The sequence below is a fragment of the Streptomyces sp. NPDC102283 genome (assembly GCF_044766265.1).
Classification (GTDB): Bacteria; Actinomycetota; Actinomycetes; order Streptomycetales; family Streptomycetaceae; genus Streptomyces.
In genome coordinates this window covers 185,381-211,323 of record NZ_JBIWLQ010000004.1, presented here as the reverse complement: position 1 = coordinate 211,323, position 25,943 = coordinate 185,381, and the positions used below count along the sequence as shown (strand labels likewise).

General features: G+C 73.0%; 25 protein-coding genes and 5 tRNA genes. 19 read left to right on the top strand and 11 right to left on the bottom strand.

Annotated features, from left to right (window positions below; all coding sequences use genetic code 11):
- Positions 1 to 15 precede the first annotated feature (15 nt).
- Complete coding sequence (locus tag ACIRJT_RS10180) at positions 16 to 687, bottom strand: 1-acyl-sn-glycerol-3-phosphate acyltransferase (protein WP_050359578.1); 672 nt, start codon at positions 685 to 687, stop codon at positions 16 to 18.
- 263 nt (positions 688 to 950) lie between these two features.
- Between ACIRJT_RS10180 and ACIRJT_RS10175 the strand changes: the two genes are divergently transcribed.
- From ACIRJT_RS10175 to ACIRJT_RS10165, 3 genes are all read left to right on the top strand, one after another.
- Complete coding sequence (locus ACIRJT_RS10175; RefSeq protein WP_403906973.1) at positions 951 to 2,108, top strand: glycerophosphodiester phosphodiesterase; 1,158 nt, start codon at positions 951 to 953, stop codon at positions 2,106 to 2,108.
- 135 nt (positions 2,109 to 2,243) lie between these two features.
- Positions 2,244 to 2,816, top strand: coding sequence for a sigma-70 family RNA polymerase sigma factor (locus ACIRJT_RS10170; RefSeq protein WP_403906971.1), 573 nt, complete (start codon positions 2,244 to 2,246; stop codon positions 2,814 to 2,816).
- A 17-nt stretch (positions 2,817 to 2,833) separates the two neighbouring features.
- Positions 2,834 to 3,337: a GNAT family N-acetyltransferase gene (locus ACIRJT_RS10165; RefSeq protein ID WP_403906969.1), complete on the top strand. Its 504-nt coding sequence runs from the start codon at positions 2,834 to 2,836 to the stop codon at positions 3,335 to 3,337.
- Between the two features lie 36 nt (positions 3,338 to 3,373).
- On the opposite strand, the gene ACIRJT_RS10160 is transcribed toward ACIRJT_RS10165, so the two are convergent.
- Together ACIRJT_RS10160 and ACIRJT_RS10155 are read right to left on the bottom strand one after the other, a co-directional pair.
- Positions 3,374 to 3,814, bottom strand: coding sequence for a hypothetical protein (locus ACIRJT_RS10160; RefSeq protein WP_403906967.1), 441 nt, complete (start codon positions 3,812 to 3,814; stop codon positions 3,374 to 3,376).
- A 1-nt stretch (position 3,815) separates the two neighbouring features.
- Positions 3,816 to 4,175 (bottom strand): hypothetical protein, encoded by a 360-nt coding sequence (locus tag ACIRJT_RS10155; RefSeq protein WP_103507461.1) that lies wholly within the window; start codon positions 4,173 to 4,175, stop codon positions 3,816 to 3,818.
- 597 nt (positions 4,176 to 4,772) lie between these two features.
- On the opposite strand from ACIRJT_RS10155, the gene ACIRJT_RS10150 reads away from it, so the two are divergent.
- The 8 genes from ACIRJT_RS10150 (at position 4,773) to ACIRJT_RS10115 (ending at position 16,177) form a co-directional block, all read left to right on the top strand.
- Positions 4,773 to 5,876, top strand: coding sequence for a methionine ABC transporter ATP-binding protein (locus tag ACIRJT_RS10150; RefSeq protein WP_403906964.1), 1,104 nt, complete (start codon positions 4,773 to 4,775; stop codon positions 5,874 to 5,876).
- On the top strand, positions 5,873 to 6,544 hold the full coding sequence (locus ACIRJT_RS10145; RefSeq protein ID WP_403906962.1) for a methionine ABC transporter permease: 672 nt from the start codon (positions 5,873 to 5,875) through the stop codon (positions 6,542 to 6,544). Before ACIRJT_RS10150 ends, ACIRJT_RS10145 begins: the two co-directional genes overlap by 4 nt.
- Before the next feature lie 83 nt (positions 6,545 to 6,627).
- Complete coding sequence (locus ACIRJT_RS10140) at positions 6,628 to 7,494, top strand: MetQ/NlpA family ABC transporter substrate-binding protein (protein WP_403906960.1); 867 nt, start codon at positions 6,628 to 6,630, stop codon at positions 7,492 to 7,494.
- Between the two features lie 101 nt (positions 7,495 to 7,595).
- A complete protein-coding gene (locus tag ACIRJT_RS10135) occupies positions 7,596 to 8,282 on the top strand; it encodes a GNAT family N-acetyltransferase (RefSeq protein WP_403906957.1) in 687 nt (228 codons plus the stop codon).
- Positions 8,283 to 8,390: 108 nt separating this feature from the next.
- On the top strand, positions 8,391 to 9,629 hold the full coding sequence (gene cbiE / locus ACIRJT_RS10130) for a precorrin-6y C5,15-methyltransferase (decarboxylating) subunit CbiE (protein WP_403906955.1): 1,239 nt from the start codon (positions 8,391 to 8,393) through the stop codon (positions 9,627 to 9,629).
- A 333-nt stretch (positions 9,630 to 9,962) separates the two neighbouring features.
- Positions 9,963 to 13,679: a nicotinate-nucleotide--dimethylbenzimidazole phosphoribosyltransferase gene (cobT, locus tag ACIRJT_RS10125; RefSeq protein ID WP_403906952.1), complete on the top strand. Its 3,717-nt coding sequence runs from the start codon at positions 9,963 to 9,965 to the stop codon at positions 13,677 to 13,679.
- A gap of 299 nt (positions 13,680 to 13,978) precedes the next feature.
- Complete coding sequence (cobA, locus tag ACIRJT_RS10120) at positions 13,979 to 15,289, top strand: uroporphyrinogen-III C-methyltransferase (RefSeq protein WP_403906950.1); 1,311 nt, start codon at positions 13,979 to 13,981, stop codon at positions 15,287 to 15,289.
- Between the two features lie 69 nt (positions 15,290 to 15,358).
- Complete coding sequence (locus tag ACIRJT_RS10115; RefSeq protein ID WP_403906946.1) at positions 15,359 to 16,177, top strand: TrmH family RNA methyltransferase; 819 nt, start codon at positions 15,359 to 15,361, stop codon at positions 16,175 to 16,177.
- Between the two features lie 82 nt (positions 16,178 to 16,259).
- Here the strand turns inward: ACIRJT_RS10115 and ACIRJT_RS10110 are convergent, their stop codons facing one another.
- Positions 16,260 to 17,600 carry a protein kinase gene (locus ACIRJT_RS10110; protein WP_403906943.1) on the bottom strand — a complete coding sequence of 447 codons (1,341 nt, stop codon included), beginning with the start codon at positions 17,598 to 17,600 and terminating at the stop codon, positions 16,260 to 16,262.
- 608 nt (positions 17,601 to 18,208) lie between these two features.
- Here ACIRJT_RS10110 and ACIRJT_RS10105 point away from each other — a divergent pair.
- From ACIRJT_RS10105 to ACIRJT_RS10095, 3 genes are all read left to right on the top strand, one after another.
- Complete coding sequence (locus ACIRJT_RS10105; RefSeq protein ID WP_018959421.1) at positions 18,209 to 18,415, top strand: hypothetical protein; 207 nt, start codon at positions 18,209 to 18,211, stop codon at positions 18,413 to 18,415.
- Positions 18,416 to 18,720: 305 nt separating this feature from the next.
- Positions 18,721 to 19,701, top strand: coding sequence for a phosphotransferase family protein (locus tag ACIRJT_RS10100; protein ID WP_403906940.1), 981 nt, complete (start codon positions 18,721 to 18,723; stop codon positions 19,699 to 19,701).
- A 65-nt stretch (positions 19,702 to 19,766) separates the two neighbouring features.
- On the top strand, positions 19,767 to 20,066 hold the full coding sequence (locus tag ACIRJT_RS10095; RefSeq protein WP_398603179.1) for a zf-TFIIB domain-containing protein: 300 nt from the start codon (positions 19,767 to 19,769) through the stop codon (positions 20,064 to 20,066).
- 112 nt (positions 20,067 to 20,178) lie between these two features.
- Here ACIRJT_RS10095 and ACIRJT_RS10090 read toward each other — a convergent pair.
- From ACIRJT_RS10090 to ACIRJT_RS10070, 5 genes are all read right to left on the bottom strand, one after another.
- Positions 20,179 to 20,253 (bottom strand) — tRNA-Val (locus ACIRJT_RS10090).
- Positions 20,254 to 20,275: 22 nt separating this feature from the next.
- A tRNA-Val gene (locus ACIRJT_RS10085) sits at positions 20,276 to 20,347 on the bottom strand.
- 36 nt (positions 20,348 to 20,383) lie between these two features.
- A tRNA-Val gene (locus ACIRJT_RS10080) sits at positions 20,384 to 20,455 on the bottom strand.
- 1 nt (position 20,456) lies between these two features.
- A tRNA-Cys gene (locus ACIRJT_RS10075) sits at positions 20,457 to 20,530 on the bottom strand.
- 38 nt (positions 20,531 to 20,568) lie between these two features.
- Positions 20,569 to 20,641: transfer RNA gene (locus ACIRJT_RS10070), tRNA-Gly, on the bottom strand.
- Positions 20,642 to 20,786: 145 nt separating this feature from the next.
- Here ACIRJT_RS10070 and ACIRJT_RS10065 point away from each other — a divergent pair.
- The 3 genes from ACIRJT_RS10065 to ACIRJT_RS10055 all read left to right on the top strand — a co-directional run bounded on the left by ACIRJT_RS10065 (position 20,787) and on the right by ACIRJT_RS10055 (position 23,577).
- Positions 20,787 to 21,845, top strand: a complete 1,059-nt coding sequence (locus ACIRJT_RS10065; protein ID WP_403906937.1) for a chorismate-binding protein — start codon at positions 20,787 to 20,789, stop codon at positions 21,843 to 21,845.
- Positions 21,842 to 22,663 (top strand): aminotransferase class IV, encoded by an 822-nt coding sequence (locus tag ACIRJT_RS10060; RefSeq protein ID WP_403906934.1) that lies wholly within the window; start codon positions 21,842 to 21,844, stop codon positions 22,661 to 22,663. Before ACIRJT_RS10065 ends, ACIRJT_RS10060 begins: the two co-directional genes overlap by 4 nt.
- A gap of 77 nt (positions 22,664 to 22,740) precedes the next feature.
- Positions 22,741 to 23,577 carry a GNAT family N-acetyltransferase gene (locus tag ACIRJT_RS10055; RefSeq protein WP_403906931.1) on the top strand — a complete coding sequence of 279 codons (837 nt, stop codon included), beginning with the start codon at positions 22,741 to 22,743 and terminating at the stop codon, positions 23,575 to 23,577.
- A gap of 24 nt (positions 23,578 to 23,601) precedes the next feature.
- Here ACIRJT_RS10055 and ACIRJT_RS10050 read toward each other — a convergent pair whose 3' ends face one another.
- The gene (locus tag ACIRJT_RS10050) at positions 23,602 to 24,120 is read right to left on the bottom strand and encodes a DsbA family protein (protein ID WP_403906929.1); all 519 of its coding nucleotides are present in this window, start codon (positions 24,118 to 24,120) and stop codon (positions 23,602 to 23,604) included.
- A 166-nt stretch (positions 24,121 to 24,286) separates the two neighbouring features.
- Between ACIRJT_RS10050 and ACIRJT_RS10045 the strand changes: the two genes are divergently transcribed.
- Both ACIRJT_RS10045 and ACIRJT_RS10040 read left to right on the top strand, forming a co-directional pair.
- The gene (locus ACIRJT_RS10045; RefSeq protein WP_403906927.1) at positions 24,287 to 24,766 is read left to right on the top strand and encodes a hypothetical protein; all 480 of its coding nucleotides are present in this window, start codon (positions 24,287 to 24,289) and stop codon (positions 24,764 to 24,766) included.
- Between the two features lie 167 nt (positions 24,767 to 24,933).
- Positions 24,934 to 25,089 (top strand): hypothetical protein, encoded by a 156-nt coding sequence (locus tag ACIRJT_RS10040; RefSeq protein ID WP_164494018.1) that lies wholly within the window; start codon positions 24,934 to 24,936, stop codon positions 25,087 to 25,089.
- A gap of 36 nt (positions 25,090 to 25,125) precedes the next feature.
- On the opposite strand, the gene ACIRJT_RS10035 is transcribed toward ACIRJT_RS10040, so the two are convergent.
- Entirely contained in the window at positions 25,126 to 25,722 is a 597-nt protein-coding gene (locus ACIRJT_RS10035) for a CGNR zinc finger domain-containing protein (protein WP_403906924.1), read from the bottom strand.
- Between the last annotated feature and the right edge of the window lie 221 nt (positions 25,723 to 25,943).

Genomic DNA, 25,943 nt, shown 5'->3' with positions numbered 1-25,943 from the left:
CCTCCGCCGTACGGGTCAGGCCGCCTTCGCCTTCGTCGCGTACATGTCCACGTACTCCTGGCCGGACAGCCGCATCACCTCGGCCATCACCGAGTCGGTCACCGCCCGCAGCACATATCGGTCGCGGTCCATGCCCTCGTAGCGCGAGAACTCCATCGGCTCGCCGAAGCGCACCGTGACCTTGCCCGGCCGGGGCAGGCCCGCGCCGCCCGGCTGCAGCTTGTCGGTCCCGATCATCGCGAACGGGATCACCGGGGCGCCCGTCATCAGCGTCAGCCGCGCGATGCCCGTACGGCCCCGGTAGAGCCGGCCGTCGGGGGAGCGGGTGCCCTCCGGGTAGATCGCGAAGGCCTGCCCCTCCTCCAGCACCCGGCGTCCCGTCATCAGCGCCGCGACCCCGCCCCGGCCGCCGTCGCGGTCCACCGGGATCATGCCGCAGCCGGTGAAGAACCAGGCCATCAGCTTGCCCTTGAGGCCCTTGCCCGTGACGTACTCGTCCTTGCCGATGTAGAACACCGGCCGGTCGCAGCAGATCGGCATGATCATCGAGTCGATGAACGTGAGGTGATTGCCCGCGAGGATCACCGGCCCGGTCCCGGGAATGTTCTCGACGCCTTCCACCTGTGGGCGGAACATCAGGCGCAGAATCGGTCCGAGCACTGCCTTGATGACCGTGAGACGGGACAACGGTTCCTCCGGTGTCGTGGCCTGGCCGGCCGCGATGGAATGGGTCGTACGGGCGGTGGCCGGTGCCGACGGGTGATGGTCGGTGCAGGTGAGGACGATACTCGCGGGTATGCGCTGATCGCACATCGGGTTCACGAAGCGGATACACGGTGTTGACGTGTGTTTCCGCCATGTTGGCCGAGGAGCCGTCCTCTCGTACACCGCCCAGCCTACGATCGGGCCTCGCTCGACCGGTCCCGGACATCACCAAGCGAGGAGTATTCATGACGGAGCGTGCGCGGAAGACCCCTGGCCGGCGGAGCCTCCTGGGCGCCGCGGTCCTCGGCACCGCGGCCCTGGGCCTGCCCGCCACCGCCCACGCGGCCGAGCGTGGACGCGGCCACGGCGGCGGCCACGGATCGCTGCGCGATCTGCCCGTGCCGACGGTGATCGGCCACCGCGGGGCCAGCGGCTACCGCCCCGAGCACACCCTCGGCTCCTACCAGCTGGCCCTCGACATGGGCGCGCACATCATCGAGCAGGACCTCGTGCCGACCAAGGACGGCCACCTCGTCTGCCGCCACGAGAGTGACATCACCGGAACCACGGACGTCGCCGACCACCCCGAGTTCGCCGGCCGCAAGGCCACCAAGAGCATCGACGGCGTCTCCTACACAGGCTGGTTCACCGAGGACTTCACCCTCGCCGAGCTGAAGACCCTGCGGGCCAAGGAGCGCATCCCGGGCAGTCGCCCGGACAACACCCTCTACAACGGCCGCTGGACGGTTCCCACCTTCGAGGAGGTGCTGCGCTGGGCGGAGAAGGAGGGCCGCAAGCGTTCCAAGCCGGTCTGGCTGTACGTGGAGACCAAGCACCCCACCTACTTCCGCAAGCTCGGCCTCGGCCTGGAGGAGCCGCTCGCCCGGCTGCTGCGCCGCTACGGCCGGGACCGCCACGACTCCGCGCTCATCCTCCAGTCCTTCGAGCCCGGCTCCGTCCAGCGCCTCGCGCGCCTCGTCGACACTTCGCGCGTCGTCCTGCTGTCCGGCCCGAAGGAGCGCCCCTGGGACTTCGTCGAGTCGGGCGACCCGCGCACCGTCGCCGACCTGGTGAAGCCCGCCGGGCTGAAGTGGATGGCCTCCTTCGCCCAGGGCATCGGCCCCACCCTCGACCTCGTCATCCCCAAGGACGCCTCGGGCCGGCTCACCACCCCGACCACGCTGGTGCGGGACGCGCACGCCAAGGGCCTGCGGCTGCACCCGTACACGCTGCGCAACGAGAACAGCTTCCTGCCCGCCGACTTCCGGCGCGGCACCGACCCCAACGCCTACGGTGACGTGTTCGGCGCCTGCGCCGCCTACCTCGCCACCGGCATCGACGGCATCTTCGCCGACCATCCGGACACGGCGCTGCTCGCGGCGGCGGACCACGCCGGGCGCTGACCGGCCGGGAGGCGTGCACGGCGCACCTCCCGTACACGGGGTGCGCCGTCAGCCGCCCGCCCCCGGCATACCCCGGTCGGGTGGTGGAGCGCCGCCCGGGGCAACCGGCGGCTGTCCCGGCACGTCCGCCGGGGCATGACGCTTCTCGACCACGATCCCGCCCCGGCCGCTTCCACCGCCCTCGTCGTCCGTGCCTTACAACCCCTGGTGCGCGCGGAGGCGAGGGCCGAGGCCCCGGCCGCCGGGCTCGACCCCGCCGACCTCGAACAGAGTGTCTGGGTGCGGCTGCTGGAGCGCCCGGCCGCCGCCGGACCACCCGCCGACGCGGCCCGCTGGGTGCGCGACACCGTGCGGGGCGAGGCCCGCCGCGGCCGCCGGACGGCCCGGCGGGAACGCCCGTACGGCGGAACGGAACCCGCCGCCGGACCGGCCGACTGCCCGGAACGCGCCGCCCTCGGGGCCGCCGAACGCCGCGCTCTGCGCTCCGCGATGGCCCGGCTGCCCGGCCGTTGCCCCCGGCTGTTGGAGGCGATGCTCGCCCCCAACGACCCGACCTACCGGGAAATCGCAGGGGAGTTGGGTATGTCACAGGGGAGCTTGGGCCCGATCCGTTCCCGTTGCCTTGGATGTCTGCGCAGAATGCTGGCTGCGGAGGTTGTCGCTCCTTCCGTGCGGGAAGGGAGCGGTAGGCAACCGGCGAACAGGTGAGCGGGAGGCGTGCACACATGGGCATGAGCGTGACCATCTCGGCGGCGACGGCACAGGACGTCGAGCAGATCTTCAGACTTCAGTACCTCTGCTTCCAGCGCGAGGCGGAGCTGTACGACAACTACCGGATCGACCCGCTCGTCCAGAGCCTCGCATCACTGCGCGCCGAAGTCGCCGACGACCTGGTGTTCGTGGCCCGGCTCGGGGACGAGGTCGTCGGCTCGGTGCGAGGAGGCACCGACCCGGACGGCACGGGCCTCATCGGCAAGCTCTGCGTCCACCCCCGGCTCCAGGGCCACGGCCTCGGGGCCCGGCTGCTGCTCGCCGCCGAGTCGGCGCTCTCCGTCGAGCGGGCGGCGACCCGCTTCCGGCTGCACAGCGGACACCGCAGCGAGGGCAATCTGCGGCTCTACCGGCGGGCCGGATACGCCCAGGTCGGGGCCGTCACCGGAGCCGACGGCGTCCGGATGGTCCTGCTGGAGAAGGATGCCGCCGACCGGGACTACGTGGCCAGCGCCTGACCGTGCGCCGCGCGCGGCGGGGCCGGAACGGCGTCGCTACACCGCGACCGTCTTCGCGCGGCGCAGCCAGATCATCCCGGTGACCGGCAGGATCACCGGGATGAAGAGGTAACCCATCCCGAAGTCCGACCACACCGTCGAGTCCGGGAAGGCGGTCGGCTCGGCCAGCGTCCACGCGCCGACGACCAGCACGCCGAGCAGCTCCGCGGCACAGCACACCAGCGCCGCCCGGCGGGCCTTCTCCCCGCCGCGCACCAGCGAGTACGTGATGAAGCCGTACACCAGGGCGGCGACGGCCGAGAGCGTGTACGCCAGTGGCGCCCGGTCGAAGCCCCTGGCCATCTCGACGATCGTGCGCGAGGCCGCCGCGACCGTGAACACCCCGTAGAACCAGACCAGGACCCGGCCGGGCCCGGTGCCCAGTTCGAAGGCAGGCTTCGGGGCCGCGGCCACCTCGGGGCGGTCGGTGTCGCTCACGTCAGTTTCCCCAGATGTCATAGAGCCGGACCTCCAGAACCGCCAGCACGACCGCGCCCGCCGCCACCGTGACCGAACCCCAGCGGGTCCGCTCGGTCAACGACAGGAATCCGGCCGCGGGCACGGCGGCGAACGAACCGATCAGATACGCGATGAACACCGCCATCCCCTGCTCCGGCCGCTCCCCGCGCGCCAGCTGCACGACGCCCACGACCAACTGGGCCAGCGCCAGCACGGAGACGACCGCCATCCCGATGAAATGCCAGTCCTTCGTCGGCTGGTCCCGGTAGGCGGCATGTCCGCACCAGGCGGCGAGGGCGAGCGCGGCCACGGCGACCGCGACCGTCAGGGCGTCAAGCATGAGTCGAGGGTATTACGGACGGAACGCCCGCCCGCGTGCGGCCCCGGCCCCCGCGGAGGCGGCCGCCTGCGCGGGGCGCGGACCGTGGCCTTGGCCACAACCGGTGGAGGAGGTTCCGCTCCCCGGGCGTCCGCCCGGCCCTGAACCCGCTCCCGCGAACGCTCCGTCACCGCAGGTCACAGCCGTGCGCCGGGAGTCGGTCGACGCAACCGGAAGGTTGACGTCCGGCCATCCAGCCCTGTCCGCTATGCGGACAGCCGGGATCGGGGAGACCTCACGTCTGTTTTACTTGACCCATGACCACGACGAGCAGCCGCACCCTTGCGACCGAGGCGATCAGCACGCCCGGTGCTCGTTGTATGTGTCGAATGCGCGCCTTCTGAGGGCCCCAGCCTGAGCCTCGCGCCCCGAAGCGAGACCGAGCCTGCGCCGTCCGCACCCCGCGGAACGAGCGCGCCCGCGCATGCGCTGTCCTTCCGGCCGACCGCCGCGCAGCCATGCCGAGACCCCGGCCGACCAGCCCGAACAGTCTCTTCAGACGAATGCCCCGTGCCCGGCGGACACCGCGCCGCGCACTCGACAGTGACGGAAACCCCTGTGATCACCACGACGGGCCTCACGAAGGTCTACCAGTCGCGCGACCGTGAGGTCACCGCACTCGACGGCGTCGACCTGCACGTCCGCGAAGGCGAGGTGTACGGCGTCGTCGGACAGAGCGGCGCCGGAAAGTCCTCCCTCATCCGCTGCGTCAACCTCCTGGAACGCCCCACCTCCGGAACCGTGACCGTGGCAGGCCAGGACCTCACCGCCCTCGCCGGCCGCGGCCGACGGGCGAGCGCCGAGCTGCGCCGGGCCCGCACCCGCATCGGCATGGTCTTCCAGCACTTCAACCTGCTGGACTCCCGCACCGTGCTGGACAACGTGGAGCTGCCGCTGGAGATTCTCAACCTCTCCGGCCGGGAGCGCACCCGCAAGGCCGGGGAACTCCTCGACCTGGTCGGCCTCGCCGACAAGGCGAAGGCCTACCCCGGTCAGCTCTCCGGCGGCCAGAAGCAGCGCGTGGGCATCGCCCGCGCCCTGGCGGGCGACCCCCAGGTGCTGCTCTCGGACGAGGCGACCTCCGCACTCGACCCCGAGACCACCCGCTCCATCCTCCAGCTGCTGCGCGACCTCAACCAGCAGCTCGGCCTGACCGTCCTGCTCATCACCCACGAGATGGACGTCGTCAAGACCATCTGCGATTCCGCGGCGCTCATGCGGCGCGGCCGGATCGTCGAGTCCGGGACCGTCGCGGAACTCCTCGCCACCCCCGGCTCCGAACTGGCCCACGAACTGTTCCCGGTCGGCGGGGCCGCCTCCGGCCCCGACCGCACGGTCGTCGACGTCACCTTCCGGGGCGGGTCTGCGTCCCGGCCGGTCATCTCCCAGCTCTCGCGCACGTACAACATCGACATCTCGATCCTCGGCGCCGCGATGGACACCGTCGGCGGCAGGCAGATCGGCCGGATGCGCATCGAGCTGCCCGGCCGCTTCGAGGAGAACGTCGTGCCCATCGGGTTCCTGCGCGAGCAGGGCCTCCAGGCCGAGGTCGTCGAGGAGGAGTCCGGCCCGAAGTCCGGCGCCGCGACCGCCGCGACCGCCGCCACCGTCGTTCCGGAGCAGCAGACGTCCGCCGCGCTCACCAAGGAGGTCGTCAAGTGACCTGGTCCGAAATGCAGCCCCTGCTGGCCCAGGGCACCATCGACACCCTCTACATGGTGCTGTGGTCCGCGCTGGTCACCGTCGCCGGCGGACTGCCGCTCGGCGTGCTGCTGGTCCTCACCGACAAGGGCGGACTGCTGCGGAACACCGTGGTGAACAAGGTCGTCGGCGTGATCGTGAACATCGGCCGCTCCCTGCCGTTCATCATCCTGCTGATCGCCCTGATCCCCTTCACCACCTGGGTCGTCGGCACCTTCATCGGTCCCACCGCGATGATCGTGCCGCTCGCCGTCGGAGCCATCCCGTTCTTCGCCCGGCTCGTCGAGACGGCGATCCGCGAGGTCGACCACGGACTCGTCGAGGCGGTGCAGGCGATGGGCGGCTCCATCCCCACGATCGTCCGCAAGGTGCTCCTCCCGCAGGCCCTGCCCTCGCTCGTCTCGGGTGTCACCACCACCCTCATCGTGCTCATCGGCTACTCCGCGATGGCCGGCGCGGTCGGCGGCGAAGGGCTCGGCTCCCAGGCCATCACCAACGGATTCCAGCGCTTCGACAACCGGTTCATGCTGGTCACCGTCGCGTTGCTGGTCGTCATCGTCACGGTGATCCAGCTGATCGGCGACATCGCCGTCCGGCTGCTGGCCCGCCGCGGCCGCACCGCCTCCTGAGGCCCGCCCCCCCCAGAACTTTCTGTCCCACCGAGCCCGAACTCCTTGTCCGGGCGCACCACCACAAGAAAGAGGCACTTTTCGTGCGCAAGAACATCAAGATCACCGCAACTGTCGCTTCCGCCGCCGCCCTCGCCCTGGGGCTGAGCGCCTGCGGTACGTCCTCCGACCCGGCCGCCAAGAGCGAGACCGGCGCCAACGCCGACACCTCCAAGGCCCTGGTCGTCGCCGCGTCCCCGACGCCGCACGCCGACATCCTGAACTTCGTCAAGAAGAACCTGGCGAAGAAGGCGGGCCTCAACCTGGAGGTCAAGGAGTTCACGGACTACGTCCTGCCGAACACCGCCACCCAGAACGGTCAGGTCGACGCCAACTTCTTCCAGCACAAGCCCTACCTGGACGACTTCAACGCGAAGCAGAAGACCACCATCGTGCCCGTGGTCGACGTCCACCTGGAGCCGCTGGGCCTCTACTCCAAGACGGTCAAGGACCTCAAGGACATCAAGGCCGGCCAGACCATAGCCGTCCCCAACGACACCACCAACGGCGGCCGCGCCCTCCAGCTGCTCGCCGAGAACGACCTGATCACCCTCAAGGAGGGCGTCGGCACCAGCGCCAAGCTGAGCGACATCACCGACAAGAAGGGTCTGGAGTTCAAGGAGCTGGAGGCCGCCACCGTGCCCCGCGCCCTGGACGACGTGGACGCCGCCGTCATCAACGGCAACTACGCCATCGAGGCCGACCTGAAGCCAGGCAAGGACTCCCTCGTCCTGGAGAAGGCCGAGGGCAACCCGTACGCCAACTTCCTGGCGGTGAAGGACGGCAACGAGAAGGACCCGCGCGTCGAGAAGCTCGCGAAGCTCCTCAACTCCGACGAGGTCAAGAAGTTCATCGAGGACACCTACCAGGGTGCGATCGTCCCGGCCTTCGGCACCCCCGCCAAGTCCTGACGCCCACCCGGCACTTGCCGACGGAGCCCCGCGCCTCCCTCCCGGAGGCGCGGGGCTCCGTCGTGCCGACCCGCCCATGCGCACGGCGGGCCCGATGCTGCATGCTGTGCTTTTACCCGGTCTTCGGCATGGAGCTGCGCATGACTACCACCTTTCCGTCCATCTCCATCAGCACGGACAGGTTGGTGATGCGCCCCTTCGAGATGGCCGACATCCCCGCGTACATCGAGATGATGAACGACGAGGCGGTCACCGCGTGGATGGACGGGCCGAACCCGTACACCCAGGTCGACGCCGAACGCTGGGTCCGCAGAATCGCTCCCGCGGAGCGCACCGCGGGCCACGGCATCGCCCTCGCCGTCACCGAATTCCTCACCCAGCGCCTCGTCGGCAGCGTCCGCCTCCTCAACACCGACTGGCGCACCCTGGCCACCGAGGTCCGCTACATCACCGCACCCTGGGCCCGCGGCGAGGGGTACGCCACCGAATCCGTGCTCGCCATAGCCCAATGGCTCTTCCGCGACCAGGGCTTCGAACGCATCGAGCTGCGCACCCCCGCCGACAACACCGCCTCCCAGCAGGTCGCCCAGAAGCTCGGCTGCATCAGCGAGGGCGTCCTGCGCAACGCCCGCATCGCCCGGACCCGGACCGAGAACGGCACCGACGGCGGCTGGACCGACATCCGCACCGACCTGATCCTGTGGGGACTCCTCCCCGAGGACCTCGAAGGGGTCGCGGAGCAGCTCGCCGACGCCGGCGACTACGGCACGTACAACAGCTGGAAGTAGAGCCCGAGGCCCCCCACGAGCCCGAGGTCCGGACCAGGTACTCTCACCCCTGCCCGGCACCGCACGGGCAGTGCCCGCTCCCTCCGACACCCCAGGAGACAGACGACGATGGCCGACCGGGTCACGGTGATCGGCTGGGACGGCTCGCCACTGACCAGAGCGGCCACGGCCGCGCTCTCGGGCGCCACGCTCGTCGCCGGCGCCGCCCACCACCTCACCCTGCCGGAAGTGCCCCCGCACGCCGAACGCATCCGCCTCGGCAGCGTCGACCTCGCCGCCCGCAGGATCGCCGGACACCGCGGCAGCCCCGTGGTCCTCGCCGACGGCGACCCCGGCTTCTTCGGCGTCGTCCGCACCCTGCGCGCCCGCGAACACGGCCTGGAGGTCGAGGTCGTCCCCGCCGTCTCCGCCGTGGCCACCGCCTTCGCACGGGCCGGCATGCCCTGGGACGACGCCCAGGTCGTCGTCGCCCACCCCCGCACCCTGCGCCGCGCGGTCAACGTCTGCCGGGCCCACCACAAGGTCGCCGTCCTCACCTCACCGGGCGCCGGACCCGCCGAACTGGCCCTGCTCCTCGACGGCGTCCACCGCACCTTCGTGATCTGCGAGGAACTCGGCACCGCCCGCGAGCGCGTCACCGTCCTCACCTCCGACAAGGCGGCCGACCACGCCTGGCGCGACCCCAACGTCGTCATCGTCATCGGCGGCGGCCCCGAGACCACCGCCGCCGGCGCCTGGATCGCCGGCCGTCAGCCGGCCTACCCCCAGGGGATACGGGGCTGGGCCCTGCCCGCCGAGGCCTACCGGGCCGCCGGGGCCGAGCGGATGCAGGAGTCCGGCGAGGGCGAGTTCCCCGGCCTGCGCGCCGCCCAGCTCGCCCGGCTCGGCCCCCGCACCGGTGACCTGGTCTGGGACATCGGCTCGGGCAGCGGCGCCCTCGCCGTCGAGGCCGCCCGCTTCGGCGCGGCGGTCCTGGCCGTGGACGACGACCCGGCCGCCTGCGCTCGCACCGAGGCCGCCGCCCGCGCCTTCGGCGTCCCCGTCCAAGTGGTCCGAGGCCGCGCCCCGCACGTCCTGGAACGCCTGCCCGAACCGGACGTCGTACGGATCGGGGGCGGGGGAGTCCCGGTGGCCCGGGCCGTCATCGACCGGCGACCGGAACGCATCGTCACGCACGCCTCCAACCGGGACGAGGCCGAGGCGCTCGGCGCGGCCCTCACCGGCAACGGCTACACCGTCGAGTGCTCGCTGCTCCAGTCCGTCGACCTGGACACCGAGGTGTGGACCGAGCGCGAGAGGTCCGTCGTGTTCCTGCTCTCCGCGGGGCGTTCGGACCTCGCCCCCTGACCCGCTCGGCCCGGTGCGGAAGGTAGGCTGGCGGATTGTTGTACCGCACCCGGCCGTTCGTCGCTTCGTTCGTCAATGTCCGGAAAAGTGGACCGCATTGTTCCGCACTGTGGTACGGCACAACCCGGGGGACGCGCAACGTGGCGCAGTCCACAGTGAGCCGTGGCAGAACTGCCTGTCGCGGCGGCGAACGGCCGCGAGAATAGGAAGCCGCGCGGGCGTTTCGTGCCGCGCGGCGAGCCCGCTCGTTCTTGATGACGAGCACCGGCGTGCCGTGGTTCGGCGTCCCGGGCGAAGGGCCGAAGGAGCACTGACGATGGGCGAGGGGTACGCATGACTGACACCGGCCAGGTCCCGGGCGAGGGACTGCCGGAGAACGCAGGCATGGTGGAGCAGCCGGGCATCCCCGCCCCGGACGCGTACACCTTCCTCGACCCCTCCGAGCACACTCCCGAGGACGACGACCTTCTGCTGATGCCGACCTCCCAGGGCGCCTGGAGCGACCCGCAGGCCGCCCCGGCTCCCGCGCAGGGCCAGCCCGCCGTACAGACCGCGGTGGCACAGCCCGCCGCGTACGAGCACGGTGCGCAGCAGCCTCAGGCCCAGCCCCAGCGGCAGGCCCCCGCGCAGCAGGGCCAGGCGGCTGCCGCCTCCGCGCCCGCCGAGACGCACAGCACCCATGAGTCCGGTGGCCGCGACTCCGGCTCCGTGGACCTCAACGGCGTACGCATTCCCGCGCCCGCGCCCGCACCGGTCGGCGCGCACGCGGCAGCCGCCCCCGCCCGCCGCCCGCTGCACCGGGGCCCCGCCTCCGCCGAGGCCCCGACGTACGGCGGTACGCAGGGCGGCGTCGTGCGCTCACTGGCCGACCGGGGCCCCGCCGGAGCCACTCGGACCGCCGCTCCCGCACGTCACGCCGGCCCGCCGACGCCCGGCCCCGAGCACGTCGACGTCCCGGCCGGGGACCCCTCGACCCTGCCCGGCCCGCAGCTGGGCGAGATTCCGCCGCAGGCCGGCGCCCCGTGGGGGGCGCAGCCGCCGCAGCCGCAGCCGGAGCAGGTCGTTGTGGAGCCGGCGCCCGCCGAGCAGGCTCAGCAGCCGGAGCGGGTTCAGGTCGTCGAGGCGGAGCAGCCGGTGGCCGAGCCCGAGGTGGTTGAGCAGACCGCGGCCGTGGCCGAGGAGCCGGTTCAGGCGGTTTTGCCGGCCGAGCCGGTGGCCGTGCCCGCCCCGGCGGCGGTTGCGATGCCCCCGATCGAGCAGCCGGAGCAGCCCCAGCAGCCCACTGCCGTTGAGCAGCCGGAGCAGCCCCCGCAGGCCGTCCCGGCAGAAACGGTCGTTCCCGAGACGGCCGCCGCGGAGATGCCCCCTGCCGGTCCCGTCGTCGTACCGGAGAACCAGGCGGCCCAGGCCGAGGCGCTGACGGAAGCACCCGCCCAGGCCCCGGCCGATGAGTTGCCCGCGCCCGCGCCTGCCCCCGAGGCGTCGGAACCGGTGGAGGCGCGGCAAGCCGCCGTCGTGGCCCCGGAGCCCGAGGCGCAGGCCGTCCCGATGGAGACCGCAGCCCCCGAACCTCAGGCCCCGGCACAGGACGCGCCTGTCGTGGTGCCGGAGGCACAGCCCGAGCCGGTGGTACAGCCCGAGCAGGAGCAGCCCGTCGGACCGGCCCCCGAGCCGGCCCCGGCGGCAGCAGTGGCAGAGGGCCCGGAAGCCGTCCCCGCTCCGGAAGCCGTTGGGGTTCCGCAAGCGGTGCCCGCTCCGGAAGCCGTTGTGGCTCCGGAGGCGGTAGCGGCGGAGCCGGTGGCCGAGCCGCCCGCTCCCGAGCCCGTGCAGCCCGAGCCCATCGCCGCAGGACCGGCCGAGCCCGTGGTGCCCGCGGAGTCCGCCGAGCCCGTGACGGCGGAAGCGGAGGGAGCGGAGGCGCAGGAGCCGACGGCTCAGCAACTCCCCGCAACGGAGCAGGAAGCCACCCCGGCCCCCGCCCCCGAGCCCACCGCCGAGCCCCGCGTGGCAACGGAGGCTGAAGCGGCCGACCCGGTCGCGCCGGAAGCCGAGGACGGCAGCGGTCCCGAGGTCATCGAGACACCGGAACTCCCGGAACCGCTGGAGCACGACCAGCAGCCGCAGGCCGCCGACCAGCAGGCACAGGCCGCCGACCAGCAGGCACAGGCCGAGGCGCCGCAGCACACCGAGGCACCGCGACCGGTCGAGGCACCGCAGCAGCCCGAGGCGGCACAGCCGCTCGACGGGCTCACCGAACCTGCGGAACCCACCGAACAGGCCGAATCCACCGAGCGGGCCGAACAGGCCGAGCCGTTCACTCCGCCCGCCCCCGGTTACGACGACGCCGAACGGGAAGCGGTCCTGCGGGTCATGCGCGAGCGCCGGGACATCCGCAACGGCTTCCGCGGCGACCCGATTCCGCACGAGGTCCTGCTCCGGGTGCTGGAGGCGGCGCACACCGCGCCGAGCGTCGGCCACTCGCAGCCGTGGGACTTCGTCGTCATCCGCTCCGCGGAGACCCGTCGCTCCATGCACGAGCTGGCCCAGAGCCAGCGCGACGCCTACGCCAAGTCGCTGCCCAAGGGCCGGGCGAAGCAGTTCAAGGAACTGAAGATCGAGGCGATCCTCGACACCCCGGTCAACATCGTCGTGACCGCCGACCCCACCCGCGGCGGCCGTCACACCCTCGGCCGGCACACCCAGCCGCAGATGGCTCCGTACTCCTCGGCCCTCGCCGTCGAGAACCTGTGGCTCGCCGCGCGCGCCGAGGGCCTCGGCGTCGGCTGGGTCAGCTTCTTCGACGAGCGGGAGATGGTCCGTGCGCTCGGCCTCCCCGAGCACCTGGAGGTCGTGGCCTACCTGTGCGTCGGTTACGTCGACGAGTTCCCCGAGGAGCCCGAGCTGATGCAGGCGGGCTGGTCCAAGCGCCGCCCGCTGTCCTGGGTCGTCCACGAGGAGACGTACGGCCGTCGCGCGCTGCCCGGCGCCGAGCCGCACGACCTGCTCCAGGAGACGATCTCCGCGATCCGCCCGCTGGACGCGAAGGCGCTCGGCGAGGCGTGGGAACGCCAGAAGCGGATGACGAAGCCCGCCGGTGCGCTCGGGATGCTGGAGATCATCTCCGCACAGCTGTCCGGGCTCTCCCGGATGTGCCCGCCGCCGATCCCGGAGCCCGCGGCTGTCGCGATCTTCGCCGGCGACCACGGGGTGCACGCCCAGGGCGTCACCGCCTGGCCGCAGGAGGTCACCGCCCAGATGGTGGCGAACTTCCTGGGCGGCGGAGCCGTCTGCAACGCCTTCGCGGCCCAGGTCGGCGCGGAGGTCTGTGTCGTGGACGTGGGCGTGGCCACGGACCTGCCGGCGACCCCGGGTCTGCTGCCCCGCAAGGTACGCGCCGGAACAGCGGACTTCACGACGGGTCCCGCACTCTCCCGGGAAGAGGTCCTCGCAGCGATCGAGGTGGGCATCGAGACCGCCCGTGACCTGGTGGCGGCAGGCAACAAGGCCCTGCTCACCGGCGAGATGGGCATCGCCAACACCACCGCGTCGGCCGCGCTGATCTGCGTGTACACGGGGATCGACGCCTCCGAGGTGACCGGTCGGGGGACCGGTATCAACGACGAGATGCACGCCCGCAAGGTCGACGTCGTCCGCCGCGCCCTCGACCTGCACCAGCCGGACCCGGCCGACCCGATCGGCGTGCTCGCGGCGGTCGGCGGCCTGGAGCACGCGGCGATGGCCGGCTTCCTCCTGGGCGGAGCCTCCCTGCGTACGCCGGTGATCCTGGACGGCGTGAGCGCGGGCGCGGCGGCCCTGGTGGCCCGCGCCATCGCCCCCGAGGCACTGGCGGCCTGCATCGCCGGCCACCGCAGCGCGGAGCCCGGCCACGTAGCCGCGCTCAACAAGCTGGGCCTGCGCCCGCTGGTCGACCTCGACCTGCGGCTGGGCGAGGGCACCGGCGCGCTGCTGGCGCTCCCGATCGTGCAGAGCGCGGCCCGCGCGATGCACGAGGTGGCGACGTTCGACTCGGCGGGCGTGACGGAGAAGTAGCGAGGGGCGGGGGCGGGGGTCTCCAGCCCCGCCCTCGGCCTCCCTTTCAGCCCCTTGGGCGTTTGAGGAGCGGGGTCCGGGGCGGAGCCCCGAATCCAGCCGGTCCGGCGCTCGGGGACAGGAGGGGCCCAGGGCGGAGCCCCGGTTCCGGGAAGAGGCGGGGTAGGGGGCAGGCCCGCCCCCACGCGCCCCCCACCCCGTATCGTGTTCCCGACCCAGACCTCAGCTTTCCGCACGTCACAGCCGCTCCACCGCCGCAGCGGCCCTATGCAGCACCCGCACGAGGAGCCCGTACCGCCATGGCCGAGCACGCAGACCACGCCGAGCACGCAGGTCATGCCGACCGCGCCGACCACCCCGCGTACCCCGTAGGACTGCGCCTGCACGGCCGCCGTGTCGTCGTCGTCGGCGGCGGACAGGTCGCCCAGCGCAGGCTGCCGCAGCTCATCGCCACCGGGGCCGTCATCACGCTCGTCTCCCCGTCCGCGACGCCCTCCGTCGAGGCGATGGCGGACGCCGGGGAGATCCGCTGGGAGCGCCGCCGTTACCAGGACGGCGACCTCGCCGACACCTGGTACGCCCTGATCGCCTCCTCCGACACCACGGCCAACGACGCCGCCTCCGCCGAGGCCGAGCGCACCCGCACCTGGTGCGTGCGGGCCGACGACGCCGAGGCCGCCACCGCCTGGACCCCGGCCACCGGCCGCAGCGAGAACGTGACCGTCGCCGTCCTCACCACCACCTCCCAGGGCCGCGACCCCCGGCACTCCGCCGCCATCCGCGACGCCATCGTCGAGGGCCTGCGCGACGGCACCCTCGCCGCCCCGCACCACCGCACCCGTGCCCCCGGCGTCGCGCTCGTCGGCGGCGGCCCCGGCGACCCGGACCTGATCACGGTGCGCGGCCGCCGCCTCCTCGCCGAGGCCGACGTGGTCATCGCCGACCGCCTCGGCCCCCGCGACCTGCTCGACGAACTCCCGCCGCACGTCGAGGTGATCGACGCCGCGAAGATCCCGTACGGGCGGTTCATGGCCCAGGAGGCGATCAACCAGGCGCTCATCGAGCACGCCAAGGCGGGCAAGTCCGTCGTCCGGCTCAAGGGCGGCGACCCGTTCGTCTTCGGCCGCGGCATGGAAGAGGCCCAGGCACTGGCGGCCGAGGGCATTCCCTGCACGGTCGTCCCCGGGATCTCCAGCACCATCTCCGTCCCCGGGGCGGCCGGCATCCCGGTCACCCACCGGGGCGTCGCCCATGAGTTCACCGTGGTCAGCGGCCATGTCGCCCCCGAGGACCCGCGCTCGCTGGTCGACTGGGAGGCCATCGCCCGGCTGCGCGGCACTCTCGTCCTGCTGATGGCCGTCGACAAGATCGGCGCGATCGCCGCCGCCCTGATCGCCCACGGCAAGGACCCGGCCACCCCGGTCGCCCTCGTCCAGGAGGGCACCACCGCCGCCCAGCGCCGGGTCGACGCGACCCTCGCGGACGTCGGCGAGCGCGCGGTCGCCGAGGACGTACGTCCGCCCGCCGTGATCGTCATCGGCGAGGTCGTCGCGGTCGGCCCGCACTCCGCACCGGGGACCGGCCAGGACCCGTCGGTCGACGAGGCGTGAAGTAACCCGCGGTTACCTATCTCCGTCCCAGCCGTTGGCACCACACACCGGACAAGGCAGTATCACCCTGTGGCAGAACTCATCACCGTCGACGACCCCGACGACCCGCGGCTGAGCGACTACATCGGTCTGACCGACGTCGAGCTGCGACGACGGCGCGAACCCGCCGAAGGCCTCTTCATCGCCGAGGGGGAGAAGGTGATCCGCCGTGCCCGGCAGACCGGGTACGAGATGCGGTCGATGCTGCTCTCGGCCAAGTGGGTCGACGTCATGCGCGACGTCATCGACGAGGTTCCGGCCCCGGTGTACGCCGTCGCACCCGAACTCGCCGAACGCGTCACCGGCTACCACGTCCACCGCGGTGCGCTCGCCTCCATGCAGCGCAAGCCGCTGCCCGCCTCCGACGAACTGCTCGCCACCGCGCGTCGGGTGGTGGTCATGGAATCGGTGAACGACCACACCAACATCGGCGCCGTCTTCCGCAGCGCGGCGGCCCTCGGCATGGACGCGGTCCTGCTCTCCCCGGACTGCGCCGACCCGCTCTACCGGCGCTCCGTGAAGGTCTCCATGGGCGCGGTCTTCTCCGTCCCCTACGCCCGGCTCGAAGCCTGGCCCAAGGCGCTGGAAGGGGTGAGGGAGGCCGGCTTCCGACTCCTCGCCCTCACCCCGGACGCCAAGGCCACCAGCATCGACGAGGCGGCCCCGCACCGACTGGAGCGGGTGGCGTTGATGCTCGGCGCGGAGGGCGACGGCCTGTCCACGCAGGCGCTGATGGCCGCCGACGCCTGGGTCCGCATCCCGATGGCGCACGGCGTCGACTCGCTGAACGTGGGCGCGGCAGCGGCCGTCGCCTTCTACGCGGTGGCCACAGGACGTCCGGAGAACTGAGCACGGGCGGCCCGGGCCGCGGCCCCGAAGTCAGGGCGACCGGGCGCGGGCAGGCGTGGGCAGCTCAGGTCGGCCTCGGTAGTCAGGACGAGGGCAGCGGCACCCGCACGGCCTGTGCCTGCGGCGCCCGGTCCTGCTGCGCGGTCCCGATTCCGGTGCCGGGTCCGGTCCCGCTGCCGCCCAGTCCACGCGCCGGCCCCTGGCAGCCCTGCGCCGCCGCGATGCCCAGCGCCACCAGCAGCGTCACCACGACGAACACCACCAGCCGCTGGCGCAGCAGCCGCGGATTGGCCGGACGCCGCCCCGCCGAGGTCGTGCGCCCCCCGGAGCGGGTCCCCGGACGGCCGTTCGTCCCGGCCGGCGCCCCCTGGCGCTTCCCGGAACGCGTCGTGTCGCGCGAAGCCTGCTGCGGGCGCGAGCCACCGGTGCGCTGCGGCCCCGAACGCGCGGGCGCGCCGCGTCTGCCCGGCTGGGGGCGGGAGGCCGACGGGCCCTCCGAGCGGCGGGTGTGCTGATCCGCGTACGGATCGGCCATCCGGCCGGTCGGCCGGTCGGCTTCGTGGGCGGAGCGCTGGACGGGCGGCCGGCTCTCGTGCAGCCCCTGCGCCTCGCGCGCCGCGATCTCCTTGAGCCGCATGGACAGTTGCAGCGTGCTGGGCCGCTCCTCCGGGTCCTTCGCCAGACAGGCGCTGATCAGCGGGGCCAACGCGTCGGGCACCCCGCGGAGCTGCGCCTCCTCGTGCACGACGCGGTACAGCATCACCTCGGAACTACCGTGCCCGAAGGGGGAGTCGGCCATCGCCGCGTACGCCAGCGTCGCGCCGAGCGAGAAGACGTCCGTCGCGGGCGTCACGGCCGCGCCCCGGACCTGCTCGGGCGCGAGGAACCCGGGCGACCCCACCGCCGTACCGACATGGGTGAGTGTGCTCGCTCCGGTCGCCCAGGCGATGCCGAAGTCGATGATGCGGGGGCCCTTGGGGGAGAGGAGGATGTTCGACGGCTTCAGGTCGCGGTGGACCACCCCCGCCTCGTGCACCGCCACCAGGCCCTCGGAGAGCGCCGCCCCGATCGAGGCGACCTCGGCGGCGGCCAGGGGGCCCTCCTCGGCGACCTTGTCGTGCAGCGAGGGGCCGGGCACGTACTGCGTCGCGAACCACGGGCGGTCCGCCTCCAGATCGGCGGCGACCAGCCGGGCCGTGCAGCCACCGCGGATCCGCCGGGCCGCCGACACCTCCCGCGCGAACCGCGAACGGAACTCCTGATCCTCCGCCAGGTCGGGCCGGATCACCTTGAGCGCGACCCGCTGGCCGCGCCGGTCGGAACCGAGGTAGACGACGCCCATGCCGCCGGCGCCGAGCCGCCGGTGCAGCCGGAACGAGCCGACGAGACGCGGGTCCTCGCGCCTGAGCCGCATCATCGCCATCGTCTGCCCATCCCCGCTGCCTGGTCCGCCTGACGAGGCACAGCTTACGTACCCCGCGCCCGGCGCGCTCAGAGGCCGCGCCCTCGCCGGGGATTCGATTGTCCGTGCCGGGCGGGAGAGGTGAAGAGGGGGCAGGGCACGCCGGATCCGGGCCCCTCGGCCGAACGGCCCGCTCAAAGGGCAGCCGGGCAAGGGGGATTGGATCACCGCGTGAGCACCGGGGCGCGGCCGTCACGGAGGCTCTGACCGCCGCGCGGGCCCACGGGGCGGTGGTGTCCCAGGGGCCCGGGCGCGGGGGCGGCCGTCCGCCGGGGGCGGTGGGCGTGAGTGAAGTCACCCGGCGCACGCGGCCGGCCGGCACCTACCGGAAGCATGCCGGACCGGCCCGGGCGTCCCCTCCGGGATGACCCCAACCTCCGGTGGTCCGTCTCCACCCAGGGGAGTACGCCGATCGACGACGGCTCATCCTCCGGGAGGCCCGGGATTCGGTACGCGGGCATGACGCCCTGTACTCGGCGCTTACCTAATGTTGAGGTCAAGCGGTGGGCGCAGCACTCGTCCCCCGAGGTCACACGCCCGCCGCTTTCCATCAGGTCAGGAGAGGAACCATGTCGGACACGGCAACGCGGACGATGGTCCGTACGCAGGGACGCAGGGCGTACGCCGCGTTCGGCACCCGTTCGTCCGGCACCCGCCACCCCTTGGTGGCGACGGCGATGGTCCTTCCCCTGGCGGCCCTGCTCGCGGTCGTCTTCGGCGGCTGGGAAGCGGTGGTCACACAGGCGTCGTCCGTGGCGGTGATGCTGGGGCGCTGAGCGGCGCCCGGGGTCCGGAAGAGCGGTCCGGACCCGCACATCCGGCCAACAGCCCCGTGGGGACGGGGGTGCGGCGGACGGCAGCGTTTGTCCGGTCAGCTGGGGAGCTGACCGGGCATCGCGCTGTCCGGGCCCAACCGTTTCCCGTCGTGCCGACGCGCACATCACCGACCGACCCGGCTTCCTGCCGGGCGTTGCGACCCCGGCGCCGGCCTCCGGTCCGGTCGGCCGCCCGGGCGGGCTCTCGCGTTACGCTCACGGCGGGACCGGTGCCACGGCCGGGCCGACCGCCGCCGGGGGAGCCGTTGACCACCACCCAGACCTCAGTCGTCCATGACCTGGGCACCCTCGCGCACCGCCTCTCCCACCCCGCCGGGGCGCGTTGCGTGTGCGAGCCGCCGCAGGTCCTCGCGGACCGGCCCGACGGTACGGTGGTCCGCAGCGGCGCGATCGTCGTGAAGGCCCACGCCGCCGACACCGACCGCGAGGCGCTGGCGGCCCGGATCGCCCTGGCAGCCTCCCCGCGGCTCACCGGGATCCTGCTTCGGCCGCTCACCGCCCCGGGGTACCCGGAGCCCTCCGAGCACCCCGCGCCCGCCCCGCGCCCGGTCACGCTCTGGCCGCTCGGCGTGCCCGTCGACCCGACCGACCCCGAGGCGGCCCCCTGGGCCGAGGCCGCGGTGCTGCTCGCCCGCCTGCACCGCACGGCGCCGCCGTTCCGGCTCCCGCCGATGCGTGGACCGGCCAAGGCCGCGAGAGCCGTCGCCCGGATGCGCGCCGCCCTTCCCGGTGACCCGGCCGTCCTGCCCGTGCTGGCCGGGTGGCGCGCGCTGCCGGCCTGGGCCCGGGCCGAGGCCCCGGCACCCGCCCGGAGGGCCGGCTTCCTGTGCCACGGGGACCTGCACCTCGGCCAGCTCGTACGCCATCCCGCTCCGGACGGGCCCTGGTTGCTCATCGACGTGGACGACGCGGGGACGGGCGATCCGGCCTGGGACCTCGGCCGGCCCGCCGCCTGGTACGCCGCCGGACTCCTGGCCCCCGAGGACTGGTCCGCCTTCCTGGACGCCTACCGGTCCGCCGGGGGACCCGCGGTGCCCGCCGATGGGGACCCCTGGCCCGAACTGGACGTCGCGGCCCGCGCGCTGACGGTGCAGACGGCGGCGCTCGCCCTGGCCAAGTGCGCCGCGGAGCGACGGGATCCGGACGGGCTCGAACAGCTGATGATCGAATCCTGTGCCCGAATCGCTACGTTGCCGCCCGAGTTGGCCGCCGACCACGCGTCGTAGGGTGAACGGACCGTCGCCGGGCAGGCATTCCGGCGACGGCACAACGAGGGCGAGGAGCCGAGCCGATGATGCAGTGTCCGAAGTGTCACGCGCAGATGAACACGTACAACCGCAACGGCGTCCAGATCGAGCAGTGCAGCGGTTGCCGGGGGATATTCCTCGACTACGGCGAGCTGGAGTCGCTCACCCGCCTGGAGTCCCAGTGGTCCCAGCAGGCCCCGCCCGCTCCCCCCGCCCCGCAGGCCTACCCGGCCGCGCCGGCCGCCCATGCCCCGGCCTGGGGCGCGCCGCAGCACGGCGGTCACGGTGGGCACTACGGCCAGCACCGTCAGAAGGGCTTCGGCCGGATGCTGTTCTCGTCCTGATCGTCCTGATCGTCCCTCCGCGACCCGGCGGCCACCGTGCCGCCGGGTCGCGGAGGGGGCGGGCCGTACGACGGAAGAACCCCCGGTCGTGGTGACGACCGGGGGTTCTCGGTGGTGCGCGATACTGGGATTGAACCAGTGACCTCTTCCGTGTCAGGGAAGCGCTCTCCCGCTGAGCTAATCGCGCAGGTGACCCTGCGTGTACTACGTGCGCGATACTGGGATTGAACCAGTGACCTCTTCCGTGTCAGGGAAGCGCTCTCCCGCTGAGCTAATCGCGCGGGGATCCTTGCGGACCGATGATCCTTGCGGACCAGTGGACGATACTGGGATTGAACCAGTGACCTCTTCCGTGTCAGGGAAGCGCTCTCCCGCTGAGCTAATCGTCCTTGGAGGTGGAGACGGGATTTGAACCCGTGTAGACGGCTTTGCAGGCCGTTGCCTCGCCTCTCGGCCACTCCACCAGGGATGGGGGCCCGGGAAGAATCCCCCACCTTCTGCGAGCGGACGACCAGGTTCGAACTGGCGACCTCAACCTTGGCAAGGTTGCGCTCTACCAACTGAGCTACGTCCGCTTGTCTTTCCCGGCCCGCTTGCGCGTCCCGGCGACGTGTTGAACTCTAGCGGATTCCCGGGCCAGTACAAAAACGCGTTTGTGCAGCGTGCTGCGGTGACCTCGCCCCGGCGCAGGTCACCGCGCGCCGTCCTAGACTCATTCGCGTGCCCGACCTCGCCCCCTTGGCCCGTTTCGACGGCCTCATCGCCTCCGGTCTGCAGGATGTGACCCACGATCCCGCGGCTCTCGACTCATCCGGTTTCTGGGCGGTATGCGCCGATTTCGAAGGGCGCATCGTCTGTGCCCGCTTCTCCGACGTGCGCAAGGAGGAGGTGCCTCCTCCCGTGCCCGGAGCGTGGCGCGGGCCCGCCGCCGGGGACTGGACCTCCTCGCTGGACCGTGACGCCTACACGGCGGGCGTACGGCGGATCCGTGAACACATCGCAGCGGGCGACGTCTACCAGGCCAACCTCTGCCGGGTGCTCTCCGCGCCGCTCCCCGGTGGCGGGGCCGGGGCCGACGTCGACGCCCTGACCTCCCTGCTCGCACGTGGCAACCCCGCCCCGTACGCGGGAACGATCCGGCTGCCGGGCCACGGTGTGGAGATCGCCACCGCGTCGCCGGAACTCTTCCTCCGGCGCGACGGGCGGATCGTGGAGTCCGGGCCGATCAAGGGCACCGGCCGGACCGAGGGCGATCTGCTGGCCAAGGACCACGCGGAGAACGTGATGATCGTGGACCTGGTCCGCAACGACCTGGGCCGGGTCTGCGCCACCGGAAGCGTGAGCGTGCCCGATCTCTGCGTGGTGGAGAAGCACCCGGGTCTCGTCCACCTCGTCTCCACCGTCCGTGGCCGGCTGGCCGACGGAGCGGGCTGGCCCGAGCTGTTCTCGGCGGCCTTCCCGCCCGGCTCGGTCACCGGGGCCCCGAAGTCCAGCGCGCTGCGGATCATCGCCGAGCTGGAGCGGGCCCCGCGCGGGCCGTACTGCGGTGCGATCGGCTGGGTCGACGCCGACCGGGGTACGGCCTCGCTCGCCGTCGGGATACGGACGTTCTGGATCGACCGGACCGGGCCCGCGCCGCTGCTGCGGTTCGGGACCGGGGCCGGGATCACCTGGGGATCGGACCCGGAGCGCGAATGGGACGAGACCGAACTCAAGGCCTCCCGGCTGCTCGCTGTAGCGTCGGGTGCGTATCCGGAGACAGGAAGGACCGCGCTATGAGGATCTGGGTCAACGGCGGACTGCGGGACGCCGACGACGCCCGGCTGTCGGTGCTCGACCACGGCCTGACCGTGGGCGACGGCATCTTCGAGACGGTGCGTACGAGCGAGGGGCGCCCCTTCGCGCTGACCCGGCACCTCGACCGCCTCACCCGGTCCGCCCGGGGCCTGGGGCTGCCCGAGCCGGACCACGAGGAGATCCGCCGCGCCGCCGCCGCGGTCATCGACGCCAACCCCGTCGCGCTGGGACGCCTGCGGATCACCTACACCGGCGGGCTCTCCCCGCTCGGCTCGGACCGGGGAACCGACGGGCCGAGCCTCGTCGTCGCCCTCGACGGGGTGAAGCGCCGCCCGGACAGCACGGCGGTGATCACCGTCCCCTGGACGCGCAACGAACGCGGCGCGCTCGCCGGCCTGAAGACCACCTCGTACGCCGAGAACGTCGTCGCCCTGGCACGGGCACGGGAACGGGGCGCGTCCGAGGCGCTGTTCCCCAACACCGCCGACCGCCTCTGCGAAGGCACCGGCTCCAACGTGTTCGTCGTCCTGGACGGCCGCATCCACACCCCGCCGGTGGCCTCCGGCTGCCTCGCCGGGATCACCCGCGCGCTGGCCGTGGAGTGGACCGGGGCCGAGGAGACCGACCTTCCGATGGACGTCCTCGCCGAGGCCGAAGAGGTGTTCCTGACCTCGACACTCCGCGACGTCCAGGCCGTGCACCGCCTCGACGACCGCGAGCCGGCCTCCGAGATCGGACCGGTGACGGCGAAGGCCATGCGGATCTTCGCCGAGCGGGCCGCCGACGACCTCGACCCGTAGCGGGCCCGGGCGGTTCCACAGCCCGGCGGCCCGGAAAAGCGCGTGACGGGGCCTCGCGCAGGGGATACAAACCCTTGATGACCACGACACTCCGGCCGTCCGGGCCGCTTCAGCAGGGCGCCGACGGCGCGCGGGCCCGCCACTACGACGTGTGCGACAACGGGCGGCCCGTCGGCGCCGTCGCGATCAGCACCGACGACGCGTTCGGCCCGAGCGCCGGCGTGCTGCGCTCGCTCAGCGTCGAGGAGCCCCGGCGCAGACGCGGCCGGGGCACCATCGCCGCGCTCGCCGCCGAGGAGGTGCTGCGAGGGTGGGGCTGTACCCGGGTGCGGGTGGAGGTCCCCGCCGACAACGACCCGGCCCGCCGCCTCGCGGCCGCCCTCGGCTACACCGAACGCAGCCGCAACATGGTCAAGGACCTCGGCCCGGACACCGCCCCGCTCCCCGCGGGCCTCACCTCGCGCGCGATGGGCGACGAGGAGTTCGCCGTCTGGCGGCAGGACGCGGTGCGTACGTACGCGCAGGGCTGGATCGACCGGGGCGTGCCGCCCGAGCAGGCCGGGCTCAAGTCCGAGGGCGACCACGCCACCCTCCTGCCGGACGGACTGGCGACCGACGGGGTGCGCTTCGAGGTGCTGGTGCACGCGGGCGAGGTCGTCGGACACGTGTGGGTGGCCCGCCGGGAGCTGCCGCCCGGTGGCGACGCCGGGTACGTCTTCGACGTCGAGGTGCGCGAGGAGCACCGGGGCCGGGGCTACGGCAGGACCCTGATGCTGCTCGCCGAGGACGTCACCCGCACCTGGGGCACGGACCGGCTCGGCCTGCACGTCTTCGCCTCCAACACTCCGGCCCTGCGGCTGTACGAGTCCCTCGGCTACGCGACGACGCGCTACAACCTGGCCAAGGCGCTGTAGCCGCTCCCCGCCCGCTGCCGGCCGCTACCGGTCCCGTGCGGCCAGGACGCCGTCGACGATCTCCTCGATCCGCTCGCGCAGCCCGTCCTGGCTCTTGCCGCCGTCCAGCCGCTCGTCGCCGATCACATAGGTGGGCGTGCCGGTGATGCCGATCGCCTTGCCCTCCGCCTGGTCGGCGTCGACGATCAGCAGATGCCGGCCGTCGATCAGTGCCGTGTCGAACTCCTCGGCGTCAAGGCCCAGTTCCCGTGCCACGTCGAGGAGTACCGGCTCGCCCGTGCGGCCGAGATCGGAGGTACGGGAAAGCAGGCCCTCGATGTACGGCCAGCCCCGGCCCTGGTCCGTCGCCTCCTCGGCGGCCTGGGCCGCGGCGTAGGCGTGCTTGTGCTTGTCCAGCGGGAAGTGCCGCAGCCGGATCTCGACGCGGTCCCCGTACCGGGCGCGCAGGGCGTGCACATCGTCGAGGGCTCGGTGGCAGTCGGGGCATTCGAGGTCGCACCAGAGATCGACGACGACCGGTGCCGCGGGGGAGGAATCGCTCATGTGCCCAGTCTTTCAGGCCGGGCGAGCGCGACCCAACCGGGACCGGGCCACCCCCTGGGGAGGAGTCCGGCCCTGAAATGTCCCTGAGGTGGGCTACCGCCGTGGCCCCGACGTCGGTCGCCGGTGCAGGATGGAAGGGACGTATCCCCTGCGCCTGGAGGCCCCCATGCTTGCCGAGACCATCTGTTCCGCGGTGTCGGCGGCCGGCCTCGGCATCGCCGCGGTGACCGCGTACCGCAAGAGGTTCCTCACCGCGACGAGGATCGCCGCCTACTCCCTCGTCCCGGTCGGGCTCGTGCTGACCGGGGTCGTCGAGTGGGTCGCCGGGATCGCCTTCAAGCCGAGCGTCTGGCTCGGCTTCGGGGTGCTCGGCCTCTCCTGGCTGCTGTTCATGACCACCCGCGCCATCGAGCGCCGCAGCGGTAACACCCGCGCGGAACGCAAGGGCGCGCGGGCGGCCGGGCGGAACGAGGCGGTGGCCCCGGCCGCCTCCGCCCCCTCGCTCGGTGCGGGCGGTACGGCGGGGCCCGCGGCGGCGGCCGCGAAGCCGCAGGCGCAGCCGAAGCCGAAGAAGAGGCAGGAGGCCGCCGCGCCCGGCGACGACTTCAGCGACATCGAGGCGATCCTCAAGAAGCACGGCATCTGAGACGGCGGCCGGTCCCGCGGGCGCGGGCACTCGCGCCTCCGGCCCGAATGCCTGACGGCGACCCGTACGCCGGAGCGATTACCGATGGCCACGGGACGGTGAACTCCCGGGGGAATGACCCCGGTTGATCGCCAACCCGGCTGCGGGTGCGTCATGATCACCCCGAGATGGTGGACACTTCCCGGGGCGATGCCCCCGCACCCCCCGCCGAAGAGCCCCGCGGCTGTCTCTTCGCGCTCTCCCAGCCGCCCCTGATGATCTTCCTGACGGTGATCGGGGGTCTGCTGCTGATGGCCGCCCTGCACGATCTCTTCGTCCTGTGACGCCTCGCGCCACCGTGCGGGGCGGCGGTGTGGGTGTCAGCCCGCGGCTTCCTTGCGCCGGGCCCGGTACGCCGCGACGTGCAGCCGGTTTCCGCACGTACGGCTGGAGCAGTAGCGGCGGGAGCGGTTGCGCGACAGGTCGACGAACGCGTGCCCGCAGTCCGGCGCCTCGCAGCGCCGCAGCCGTTCCTGCTCGCCCGCCACGATGATGAAGGCCAGCGCCATGCCGCAGTCGGCCGCGAGATGGTCGGCGATCGAGGCGTCGGGGGCGAAGTAGTGCACGTGCCAGTCGTAGCCGTCGTGGTCGGTGAGCTGCGGGGTGGTCCCGGCCGCCGCGACGAGCCGGTTGACCAGGTCGGCGGCGGCGCGGGGGTCGGGCGCCGCGAAGACCTCGGCGAAACGGGCCCGGACATCGCGCACGGCGGTCAGGTCCCTCTCGCCGAGCGTGCCGACCCCGCTGATGAGATGCCGCTCCGCGAAGGCGTACAGCGCGGCGATGTCGGCGAGGCCGTCCTCGGACCGGCCCGTGGGTCCGCCCGAGGGGTCGTCCCTCGGCGGCTCGCTCTCCGGTGCGGTGTTCACCAGATCGACCACCGTGTCGAGGGCGATCCGGGTGTCGTGAGGGATCAGCACGCTTCGCTCCCTGGCCTTCCGGCGGGCGGGCGCCTGCCGATGGCGGCTGACTCTACTGGCTCGGACCGGCGGTGCCAGGCCCGCTGCGGGCCCGGCAGGGAGCGGAACGGACCCCTCCGGCCCCTGGGAGGAGGGGCCGCAGGGGCCGGGCGCGCGCCGACGCCGTCGTCGCGGTGGATTCCGCGACGACGGCGCCGGTGTCTGCCCTATGAGGTTGTCAG

Coding starts and splice junctions, on each gene's coding strand:
- ACIRJT_RS10175 (WP_403906973.1), top strand. CDS start 951: ATGACGGAGCGTGCGCGGAAGACCCCTGGCCGGCGGAGCCTCCTGGGC.
- ACIRJT_RS10170 (WP_403906971.1), top strand. CDS start 2,244: ATGACGCTTCTCGACCACGATCCCGCCCCGGCCGCTTCCACCGCCCTC.
- ACIRJT_RS10165 (WP_403906969.1), top strand. CDS start 2,834: ATGGGCATGAGCGTGACCATCTCGGCGGCGACGGCACAGGACGTCGAG.
- ACIRJT_RS10155 (WP_103507461.1), bottom strand. CDS start 4,175: ATGCTTGACGCCCTGACGGTCGCGGTCGCCGTGGCCGCGCTCGCCCTC.
- ACIRJT_RS10135 (WP_403906957.1), top strand. CDS start 7,596: ATGCTGTGCTTTTACCCGGTCTTCGGCATGGAGCTGCGCATGACTACC.
- cbiE (WP_403906955.1), top strand. CDS start 8,391: ATGGCCGACCGGGTCACGGTGATCGGCTGGGACGGCTCGCCACTGACC.
- cobT (WP_403906952.1), top strand. CDS start 9,963: ATGACTGACACCGGCCAGGTCCCGGGCGAGGGACTGCCGGAGAACGCA.
- cobA (WP_403906950.1), top strand. CDS start 13,979: ATGGCCGAGCACGCAGACCACGCCGAGCACGCAGGTCATGCCGACCGC.
- ACIRJT_RS10110 (WP_403906943.1), bottom strand. CDS start 17,600: ATGGCGATGATGCGGCTCAGGCGCGAGGACCCGCGTCTCGTCGGCTCG.
- ACIRJT_RS10105 (WP_018959421.1), top strand. CDS start 18,209: ATGTCGGACACGGCAACGCGGACGATGGTCCGTACGCAGGGACGCAGG.
- ACIRJT_RS10095 (WP_398603179.1), top strand. CDS start 19,767: ATGATGCAGTGTCCGAAGTGTCACGCGCAGATGAACACGTACAACCGC.
- ACIRJT_RS10060 (WP_403906934.1), top strand. CDS start 21,842: ATGAGGATCTGGGTCAACGGCGGACTGCGGGACGCCGACGACGCCCGG.
- ACIRJT_RS10055 (WP_403906931.1), top strand. CDS start 22,741: ATGACCACGACACTCCGGCCGTCCGGGCCGCTTCAGCAGGGCGCCGAC.
- ACIRJT_RS10050 (WP_403906929.1), bottom strand. CDS start 24,120: ATGAGCGATTCCTCCCCCGCGGCACCGGTCGTCGTCGATCTCTGGTGC.
- ACIRJT_RS10045 (WP_403906927.1), top strand. CDS start 24,287: ATGCTTGCCGAGACCATCTGTTCCGCGGTGTCGGCGGCCGGCCTCGGC.
- ACIRJT_RS10040 (WP_164494018.1), top strand. CDS start 24,934: ATGGTGGACACTTCCCGGGGCGATGCCCCCGCACCCCCCGCCGAAGAG.